A 9004-nucleotide genomic window follows, 5' to 3' on the forward strand; every position below is an offset into this window, starting at 1 on the left:
GATCAGAAACCGCCTCCCAGGAGGCCGGACGGGAGGTTCAGGCCCAGGCCGGCAGAGAATGCCAGGTAGATCGCGCTGGAGAGGACCAGGGCGAGCGAGATGTCGAACAGGGCTCTGCGGCTGCCGAAGCCGCGCGCCACGGCCCAGAAGAGCACGGCGGCGGCGAGGATCCAGCCTAGGAACTCGATGGTGAGGGCGAAGACCAGGAACCCGGCCACCGACCAGATCACCGCGGACCAGTCCGAGTGCGTCCGGTAGGTGCTCCGCGAGAGCTCCTCGGGGTGCTCGGGGGAGCGCAGGTAGTGCAGCACCAGCAGGGCGGCCAGGAGGTAGCCGGCGACCATGAGGATGCCGGGGAAGAACTTCGGGCCGGGGAAGTCGGTGCCCTCGGGCACCTGCATGGTGAGGATGCCGATCAGCAGGTAGGTGCTGAAGGCCGCCAGCAGCAGCGGCACGACCAGCCCGCTGCGCCCGTGCATCCGTCCTCCGCGAGGCGGCACGTCACGGCCGACGGGGGTGCCGCCGTGGCCGTCGTCCGCGACCTCGGCGGACGGGGGCGTGGGAAACGATGTGCTCACAGGTCCAACTCCTCGATGAGGGCCTCGATCTCGGCCCGGTCTTCCTCGATGAACGCCTCGAACTCGGGGCCGGTCAGGTAGACGTCCTGCCACTGGTTGCGCTCGAGGGCGTCGCGCCACTCCGGGGTCTCCACCGTCTCGGCGATGATGGCCTGCAGCTCGGCGAACTCCTCGTCGGTGATGCCGGGGGGCGCCACCATGCCGCGCCAGTTCGTGAGCTCGACGTCGTAGCCCTGCTCCTTGAAGGTCGGGGCGTCGACGCCCTCGAGCCGCTCGGGAGCGGCGATCCCCAGGATCTTCAAGCGTCCGGCCTCGACTTGGTCGGCGAACTCGCCGTAGCCCGAGGTGGCCGCCTGGGCGGTGCCGGAGGAGATCGTCTGGATCGCCTCGCCGCCGGAGGTCTTCGGGATGTAGGTGATGTCCGCGGGGTCGATGCCGGCCTTCAGCGCCAGGTCGGCGATGATGAGGTGGTCGATGGATCCGGCCGAGCCGCCGGTGAACGGGAAGGCCTTGGGGTCCTTCTTCCAGGCCTCGACCAGGTCGTCGAGGGTGTCGTACGGGGAGTCGGCGGGCACGACGAGCGCGTCGTACTCCTCCGCCATGCGGGCGATCGGCCGGACATCGTCGAGGCCCACCGGGGAGTCGTTGAGCGCGACACCGCCCAGCATGACCGTTCCGGTGGACATGATGGTGCTCGCCTGCCCCTCCATGGTGGTCAGCTGGCCCAGGCCGATGGTGCCGCCGGCGCCCGGGATGTTGACCACCTGAGCGTTGTTGACGATGTTGTTGGTGCGCATCGCCTGCTGCTGCTCCCGCACGAACGTGTCCCAGCCGCCACCGGCACCGGCCGGGGCGATGAGGGTCATGTTGGCGCGCAGGTCCGAGCCGCCGCTCGCGGACTGGATCGACAGGAACGAGGCCAGGCCGATCACTGCGGCGGCGACGACGCCGTAGACCGTCATGGCGACCGGGTGGCGGCGCCGCGTGCCCTGCTGGGTCTGATCTGGTGGTGAGCTCACGGGGATCCACTTTCCTGGGTCGGAGGGTGCGGGTGCATGGCTCGGTCCGAGCCTCTCCTGACGACGGTAAGTGATGCGGGTCACGTGACGGCCGTTGATCCGCCTTTCGTGCGTAGTGATCGTTGTGCTGGTTCTGCGCATTCTGCTCACGCCGGAAGAGACGCTCCTCACAGGTTCCGCCGTAGGGTGGACCTCGTTTTGTACGCCGTTTCCCCACGCATCGATGGCCCGCCACTCGATGTCCCCTGTCCCATCCCACCGCGGAGGCTCCCATGACCGTCGTCGTTGCCCGAACCAGCACCCCCGAGGGCGAGGCCGCGCTCGCGGCCGCGGTCGAGGAGGCCGGACGCCGCCAGGAGGACCTGCTGGTCTTCAACCTCAGCGGCGCCCAGCTCGACCCCGAGACCGGTGAGCTCAACGGCGTGCCCGTCACCTTCCGCACCCCCGACACCCGCAACCGGGACGCCGTGGGCGAGCTCCTCGACGCCGCGGAGGAGGTCAGCGCCTCCGCCGTGGTGATCGGCGTGAAGCACCGCAGCCCCGTGGGCAAGCTGCTGCTGGGCAGCGCGGCCCAGCAGATCCTGCTCGAGGCCAACGCCCCCGTGATCGCGGTCAAGCCCCGGCGCTCCTGAGGCGTGGCCTCCAGCGCTCCGCGCCCCCGGTCCGGGGCGTGGCTGTGGTTCCTGGTGGCCGGGGCCCTGCTCACGCAGACCGCCCTGAACCTGGTGCGCCCGGTCACCACCTACAAGCTGCTGTCCCTGGACGCCGACTCCGTGACGGTCGGCCTGGTCACGGCCGCCTACGCCGTGGTGCCGCTGGCCACCGCCATGTGGCTGGGCCGGATGACCGACCGGGTGCGGGACCTGCGGACGATGGTGGTCGTCGGCGCCCTGGTCCTGGCCCTCGGCGCGGGAGCGCTGGCCCTGGCGCCCAGCGTGGCGCTCGTCGCCGTGGCGAGCGCCCTGCTGGGCATGGGGCACCTGGTCTTCACCATCGCCGGCCAGTCGGCGGTCGCCCGCTTCTCCCCGCCGGACCAGCTGGACAAGGGCTTCGGCTGGTTCACCGCGGCCTTCTCCGCCGGGCAGCTCGTGGGGCCGCTGCTGGTCGGCGTGCTCCTGGGCTCGGGCAGCGACGTCGCCTCGCCCGAACGGGTCGCCGACATCACGCTGTCCCTGTGGATCGGGGCCGGGCTCTCGCTCCTCGTGGTGCCCGTCATGCTCCTGCGCCCGCGGGGGGCCGGTTCCGCGCGCGGAACCGCCCGGAACGACGACGCCGCCGCCGCGCAGCAGGCCGTCCCCGTCACCGGTGAGCTCGAGGCGGTCCCGGCAACGGCGCCGCGGGCGTCGATGCTGCGCATCCTGCGGGTCCCCGGCGTCCCGTCCCACATGCTGGCGTCCCTGGCCCTGCTGGCGATGCTCGACATCCTGACGGCCTTCCTGCCGCTGGTGGGGGAGCGGGCCGGGGTCTCCCCGGCGTGGATCGGCGTCCTGCTGGCCGTGCGCGGCGGCGCCTCGATCGTCTCCCGCGTGCTGCTGCCCTGGCTGGCCCGGCGGATGTCCCGGCGGGCCCTCCTGCTGGTCAGCCTCTACGGCGCCGCGTGCGCGCTCGCCGTCCCGCCGGCGGTCATCACGGTGCCGTGGCTCGCCGCGGTGCTCCTGTTCGTGGGCGGCTTCTGCCTGGGTCTGGGGCAGCCGATCACCATGACGCTGGTGTCCACCGCGGTGCCCGCCACGTGGCGGGGCTCGGCGCTCGCCGTGCGCCTGGTCGGCAACCGGGCGGGCCAGGTGGCCATGCCCCTGCTTGCCGGTCTCGTGGCCGCGCCGCTCGGCCCGGCCGGGGCGATCTGGTTCACGTGCGCGGTGCTGCTGGCCAGCGGGCTGGAGAAGACGCTGCGGCGCTGACCGGGGTGAGCCTGGCCTTCTCCTCCGGCGGGCGCACCCCGCACCGGGGCGGGCGCTGACCGCCGACCGGGTGGGACTGCTCGTCCGGGCCGTGCTGATCACCGCGCTGGGGCTGCTGATCAACCGGGTCATGCCGGGGGACCCGCCCGCGTACGACAGCCTCGTCTACTACGGCGTGTTCTTCCTGCTGGCGATCCCCTTCCTGCACCTGCCGGTGCGGGTGCTGCTCGGCCTCGCCGCCGCGGCCGCCGTGGCGGGGCCGGTGCTGATGCAGGCGCTCCGCGGGGTGCTGCCCGCGATCGAGGTGCACAACCCGACCCTCGCCGACGTGCTCGCCGAGCCGGGGACCGTCCTGGCCCAGGTGCTGTTCACCGGCACCTATCCCGCGGTCCCCTACCTGGCCTACCTGCTCGCCGGCCTGGCGATCGGCCGGCTGAACCTGCGGGCCGTGCGGGTCCAGGGGCGGCTGCTGGCGGCGGGGCTCGCCCTGGCGGTGGGGGCGCGGCTGGTGTACTGGGTCCTGGTCCTGCAGTCCGGGGGCTACGACCGGCTCATGAGCGCCACCCCGTGGCGGGGCGAGGCCGGGATCGACGAGATCATCGTCTGGGGCCCGGACCCGGTGCTGCCCGGCACCTCCTGGTGGTGGCTGCTGATCCCCGGCCCGCACACCAACACCCCGGTGGCGATCCTGCAGGACCTCGGAGCCGGTGCGGCCGTCCTGGGCCTGCTCCTCCTCGTGGCACGCCGGGCCGGTGCCTGGCTGCTGCCGCTCAGCGCCATGGGGACCATGACCCTCACGCTGTACTCGGCGCACCTGCTGGCCCTGGCCGCCATGCTCCACTACGAGGTGTCGCGGCTGTGGTTCCTCATCCACGTGGCGGTCGCGGCGCTGTTCGCGGTGGCCTGGCACCGCTCCTTCGGCCGGGGCCCGCTGGAGCGGGTCGTGGCCCGCGCCGCACTCCGGTCGCGGTCTGGTCCTGGGCGCCGGCCGCCTCCCGGGGGACCGTTGAGCGGGGACTGATGTCCGCGTCACGCAGGGACGGCCGATCTAGTCGACGACCAGCGTCCCGGACATCTCCGGGTGGTAGCTGCAGGTGATGGGGTACTCGCCCGGCGCGTCGGGAGCCGTGAAGGTCGTGGTCCCGCCACCGGCCACCACGGCGTCGGAGTTCCCGGTGTCCTGGGCGGTGACCGTGGGGGTGGCCTCGCCCTCGTCGACCACGGTGACGGTGGCTCCGGGGGCCACCGAGGCGGGCAGCTCGTAGGCGAAGTCCTCGACCGTGATCACCGGCTCCTGCGCCGCCGCGGAACCGGTGTCGGCCGAGGCGGCCGGGGCCGTCGATGCCGGGGCCTCCGGCGAGAACGGTGCTGGGTCCCTCCGGGCAGAGGAGCGCGGGGGAGAAGACGTCATGCCGAAAACTTCACTCTCACGTCAAAGTAGAGTTCTCGGCATGGCCGCACAGCAATCAGCACGCACTCCCTCGAGCGATCTCGACGGGCCGACCCCGGAGGACGTTGCGGCAGAGGCCTCCCGGCGGCGGACGTTCGCGGTGATCTCGCACCCGGACGCGGGCAAGTCGACGCTGACGGAGGCCCTGGCCCTGCACGCCCACGTCATCGCCGAGGCCGGTGCCACCCACGGCAAGGCCAGCCGGAGGGCGACCGTCTCGGACTGGTTGCACATGGAGCAGGAGAGGGGGATCTCGATCAGCTCTGCCGCCCTGCAGTTCACGTACCGGGACACCGTGGTCAACCTGCTCGACACCCCCGGCCACGCCGACTTCTCCGAGGACACCTACCGGGTGCTGGCCGCGGTGGACTGCGCGGTGATGCTCATCGACGCGGCCAAGGGCCTGGAGACCCAGACCCTGAAGCTCTTCGACGTCTGCCGCCGGCGGGGCCTGCCGGTGATCACGGTCATCAACAAGTGGGACCGCCCGGGCAAGGACGCCCTGGAGCTCATCGACGAGGTCCAGCAGCGCACCGGGCGGGTGCCGGTGCCGCTGACCTGGCCGGTGGGGCTGTCCGGGGACTTCCGGGGCACCCTGGACCCCCGCACCGGCACCTACACCCGGTACCGGCGGGTGGCCTCCGGCGCCGCCGTCGCCGAGACGGAGGTCTTCGGTCCCGAACAGGCGGCCGTGCTCGAGGGCGCGGCCTGGACGGAGGCCCTCGAGACGGCCGAACTGGTGGCCGAGGGCAACGGGGCGTTCGACGCCGGAGCGTTCCTCGCCGCAGAGGCCACCCCGGTGCTCTTCGCCGCCGCCGCCCTGAACTTCGGAGTGGCCACCCTGCTCGACGTCCTGGTCGACCTCGCACCCCCGGCCGGCGCCCGGGTGGACGCCGGCGGCGCCCTGCGGCCGGTGGAGGCGCCGTTCTCCGGGTTCGTGTTCAAGCTCCAGGCCGGTATGGACCGGGCCCACCGGGACCACGTGGCGTTCCTGCGGGTCTGCTCCGGGGTCTTCCACCGCGGAATGGTGCTCACCCACGCGGCCACCGGAAAGCCCTTCGCCACCAAGTACGCCCACCACGTGTTCGGCCGCGACCGGGAGACCATCGAGACCGCCTATCCCGGGGACGTGGTGGGACTCGTCAACGCCTCGGCACTGCGGGCCGGGGACAGCGTCTATGTGGGCACCCCGGTGGTCTTCCCGCCCATCCCGCACTTCTCCCCCGAGCACTTCCAGGTGGCCCGGGCGGTGGACGCCGGGCGGGCCAAGCAGTTCCGCCGCGGGATCGTCCAGCTCGAGCACGAAGGCGTCATCCAGGTGCTGCGCTCCGAGGCCCGGGGGGACCAGGCCCCGGTGCTGGCCGCGGTGGGGCCGATGCAGTTCGAGGTCGTGGCCGACCGCATGGACCGGGAGTTCGGCGCGCAGGTCCGGCTGGAGTCCCTGCCCTACTCCCTGGCCCGGCGGGTGATCGCCCCGGATCCCGACGTCCTCAACCGCATCCCCGGCACCGAGGTGCTGCGGCGGGCCGACGGCGAGCCGATCGCGGTGTTCGCCGACAAGTGGAAGCTGGGCCGAGTGGCCACCCACGCCCCCGAGGTCGCTCTGGAGCCCATCGGCGGAGCCCTCGACTGAGCACCCCTGGCGCGGCCGGACACCGCCGAGGCCGCCTCCCGCTACCTCGGGCGCGCCTGCCGGCAGGCCCCGCCCGTGACGGTCGTCGTCGACGCCTGAGCGGGTCCCCCGGCGTACCCTCAGGGCCGTCCGGGCACGGGGGAGACCCTTCCCCCGTGCGGAGGATCGGCGGTCACCCAGCCGGAGGAGCTCCATCCATGTCGCGGCGCACCCGGGGGACACGATGCAGATCGGCGAGCTCGCCGAGCGGACCGGGCTGTCCCAGCGCACCATCCGCCACGACGACGAGGTGGGCCTGCTCCCGGCCTCGCGCACCGAGGGCGGGTTCCGCGTCTACGGCGACCACGACGTGGAGCGACTGGGCCGCATCCGGCAGATGAAGCCCTGGGGTTCTCCCTGGAGGAGACGGCCGAGCTGCTGGAGCTGCCGGCCGAGGAGCAGCCCCCTGCCCAGCGGGTGGCCGAGCACCTCGCCCAGGCCGGCCCGGAGCGGGACGAGCTGGCCAGGAAGCTCGCCCAGGCCGGCGACTTCATCGCGATGCTGGAGCAGCGGCTCGGCCGGTGACGGAGCGGATCGCCGCTGCCGGGGCCTCGGCGTGGCGCAGGAGCGCGAACACGGCCAGTGGCACCGACCCCAGGGCACTGATGTCGTCGCCCAGGGCCGTGGCGGCAGCCTCGGTCGCGGCCCCACGCTCGAGCAGGTCCCGGATGCCGGTCAGCCTGCCCTGCCACGGCCCGGATCTTCGGCATCGAGCCGGTGGTTCTCCTGGTCGTGATCGCCCCGTCGTCGGCGGTGCCTGACGGTGCGGCATCTCCCCCGAACTCCCGAAGCCCTACCGTGACGTTAGGGTGCAGTTTCGAGGGGGCCGACGTGCCGGGGCGTTCGGGACGGCCCGGTCGCGGCCCTCCTGCCGGCGTGACGGAGCGCCCCCTCGTCTCAGCACCGACGACATCATCGAGGGCGCCCTCGTACCCGCAAGAAGCACTGGAGGACCCCTGTGGCCGGCACTGGCACCGGGAAGGAACCGAGGACCGGATCCTTGCCCATCATGTCCACGGCGGAGGAGGACCAGCGGGCTCCCGGCCACGTCGAGCTGACCGCCGAGCAGCGTCAGTCCGTGCTGGGCACCCCGAAGTCCCCGCGCCGGCTCAGGACCGAGGTCCTGGCCGGTCTCGTGGTGGCCCTGGCGCTGATCCCGGGGGCCATCGCCTTCTCCCTGATCGCCGGCGTGGACCCGCAGGTGGGTCTGTTCGCGTGGAGCGCACCGTCGAGGAGCACTTCGGGGAGCGGATCGCCACGTACACCATCATCGGTGAGCTGTTCTTCGACTCCTCCCACGACCTCTACACGATGTTCGACTACGCTGGCGACCCCCGGCACGTGGTCATCGACTTCGACGACTCCCACCTCTGGGACGCCTCCACGGTGGCGGCCCTGGACTCCGTGACCGACGAGTACGCCCACTACGGCAAGGACGTGGAGATCGTGGGACTCAACCTGGCCAGCCCCCGGATGCGCGTGCGCCTGGGCGGCCCGCTCGACAACGGTGGGCACTAGGAGCAACGGAGCCGGCGTCGGACATCCTGGAGGGGCGGCCCGGCACCGGTTCCGCAGTCCTCCGCCCGCCACCGACCCGGACAGGCACCGTCTCCCATGACGCACCCGACACCGACCGCCACCACGACACCGACCGCCGGTGCTCCCCGCACCCAGCACCGCACGGATCTGCAGGGTCTGCGCGGGGTGGCGGTGCTGCTGGTGGTGGCCTTCCACGTGTGGACCGAGAAGGTCTCCGGCGGGGTGGACGTGTTCTTCGTGCTCTCGGCGTTCCTGCTCACCGGGTCCTTCCTGCGCCGCATCGAGCACGGCCGCCCGCTGGCGGTGCCCGCCTACTGGGTCCGGACCTTCGCCCGGCTCATCGGCCCGGTGGCGGTGCTGCTGCTGGCGGTGCTCGCGGCGGTGCTGGCCCTGTTCCCGCCCAGCCGGTGGGGGGAGCTGCTGACCCAGGCCTGGGGGTCGCTGTCCTACACGGTGAACTGGGTGCTGGCGGCCCAGGCGGTGGACTACTACGCCGGCAACACCGCCGCGACCACACCGTTGCAGCACATGTGGTCGCTGTCGGTGCAGGGCCAGGTGTTCCTGGTGTGGCCGCTGCTGCTCGCCGGAGCGGCCGGGGTGGCCCGATGGGCGGGCGTCCGGTTCCGGCCGGTCTCCTGGGGCGTGTTCGGTGCGGTGTTCGCCGGGTCCCTGGCCTGGTCGGTGGCGGCCACCGCGGCCGCGCCCGAGGCGGCCTACTTCAGCACCCTGACCCGCTTGTGGGAGTTCGCCCTGGGCTCGCTCGCGGCCCTGGCCCTCACCGCCGCCCCCCGCCCCGCCGAAGCGCCCCGCCGCGGGCCGGCCGCGCCGGCCCGCCCGGCCGGGGT

General features: G+C 72.9%; 10 protein-coding genes and 2 pseudogenes. 9 read left to right on the forward strand and 3 right to left on the reverse strand.

Features of this window, described 5'->3' with window-relative positions:
- Positions 1 to 2 precede the first annotated feature (2 nt).
- Together ACFU0Y_RS04900 and ACFU0Y_RS04905 are read right to left on the reverse strand one after the other, a co-directional pair.
- Entirely contained in the window at positions 3 to 578 is a 576-nt protein-coding gene (locus ACFU0Y_RS04900; protein ID WP_380213326.1) for a tripartite tricarboxylate transporter TctB family protein, read from the reverse strand.
- Positions 575 to 1597: a tripartite tricarboxylate transporter substrate binding protein gene (locus tag ACFU0Y_RS04905; RefSeq protein WP_380213327.1), complete on the reverse strand. Its 1023-nt coding sequence runs from the start codon at positions 1595 to 1597 to the stop codon at positions 575 to 577. The genes ACFU0Y_RS04900 and ACFU0Y_RS04905 overlap by 4 nt, the downstream gene beginning before the upstream one ends.
- A gap of 272 nt (positions 1598 to 1869) precedes the next feature.
- Between ACFU0Y_RS04905 and ACFU0Y_RS04910 the strand changes: the two genes are divergently transcribed.
- From ACFU0Y_RS04910 to ACFU0Y_RS04920, 3 genes are all read left to right on the forward strand, one after another.
- Positions 1870 to 2229, forward strand: coding sequence for a universal stress protein (locus ACFU0Y_RS04910; protein WP_380213328.1), 360 nt, complete (start codon positions 1870 to 1872; stop codon positions 2227 to 2229).
- A 3-nt stretch (positions 2230 to 2232) separates the two neighbouring features.
- On the forward strand, positions 2233 to 3498 hold the full coding sequence (locus ACFU0Y_RS04915; protein ID WP_380213329.1) for an MFS transporter: 1266 nt from the start codon (positions 2233 to 2235) through the stop codon (positions 3496 to 3498).
- Positions 3499 to 3568: 70 nt separating this feature from the next.
- A complete protein-coding gene (locus ACFU0Y_RS04920; protein WP_380213330.1) occupies positions 3569 to 4519 on the forward strand; it encodes a hypothetical protein in 951 nt (316 codons plus the stop codon).
- Positions 4520 to 4546: 27 nt separating this feature from the next.
- Here the strand turns inward: ACFU0Y_RS04920 and ACFU0Y_RS04925 are convergent, their stop codons facing one another.
- Complete coding sequence (locus ACFU0Y_RS04925) at positions 4547 to 4909, reverse strand: cupredoxin domain-containing protein (protein WP_380213331.1); 363 nt, start codon at positions 4907 to 4909, stop codon at positions 4547 to 4549.
- Positions 4910 to 4949: 40 nt separating this feature from the next.
- On the opposite strand from ACFU0Y_RS04925, the gene ACFU0Y_RS04930 reads away from it, so the two are divergent.
- The 6 genes and pseudogenes from ACFU0Y_RS04930 to ACFU0Y_RS04955 all read left to right on the forward strand — a co-directional run.
- On the forward strand, positions 4950 to 6581 hold the full coding sequence (locus ACFU0Y_RS04930) for a peptide chain release factor 3 (protein ID WP_380213332.1): 1632 nt from the start codon (positions 4950 to 4952) through the stop codon (positions 6579 to 6581).
- Positions 6582 to 6804: 223 nt separating this feature from the next.
- Positions 6805 to 6903 (forward strand): annotated as a pseudogene (locus tag ACFU0Y_RS04935) (MerR family DNA-binding transcriptional regulator); the annotation flags it as partial.
- A 101-nt stretch (positions 6904 to 7004) separates the two neighbouring features.
- Entirely contained in the window at positions 7005 to 7145 is a 141-nt protein-coding gene (locus ACFU0Y_RS04940; RefSeq protein ID WP_380213336.1) for a hypothetical protein, read from the forward strand.
- Positions 7146 to 7629: 484 nt separating this feature from the next.
- A pseudogene (locus ACFU0Y_RS04945) lies at positions 7630 to 7836 on the forward strand (SulP family inorganic anion transporter); the annotation flags it as partial.
- On the forward strand, positions 7836 to 8138 hold the full coding sequence (locus tag ACFU0Y_RS04950; RefSeq protein WP_380213333.1) for an STAS domain-containing protein: 303 nt from the start codon (positions 7836 to 7838) through the stop codon (positions 8136 to 8138). The pseudogene ACFU0Y_RS04945 and the gene ACFU0Y_RS04950, both read left to right, overlap by 1 nt.
- A gap of 96 nt (positions 8139 to 8234) precedes the next feature.
- Positions 8235 to 9004: acyltransferase family protein (locus ACFU0Y_RS04955; RefSeq protein ID WP_380213334.1), on the forward strand; the 770-nt coding region annotated here is incomplete at its 3' end.

The sequence above is a fragment of the Kocuria sp. NPDC057446 genome (genome assembly GCF_042802875.1).
In the GTDB taxonomy this organism is placed as follows: Bacteria; Actinomycetota; Actinomycetes; order Actinomycetales; family Micrococcaceae; genus Kocuria.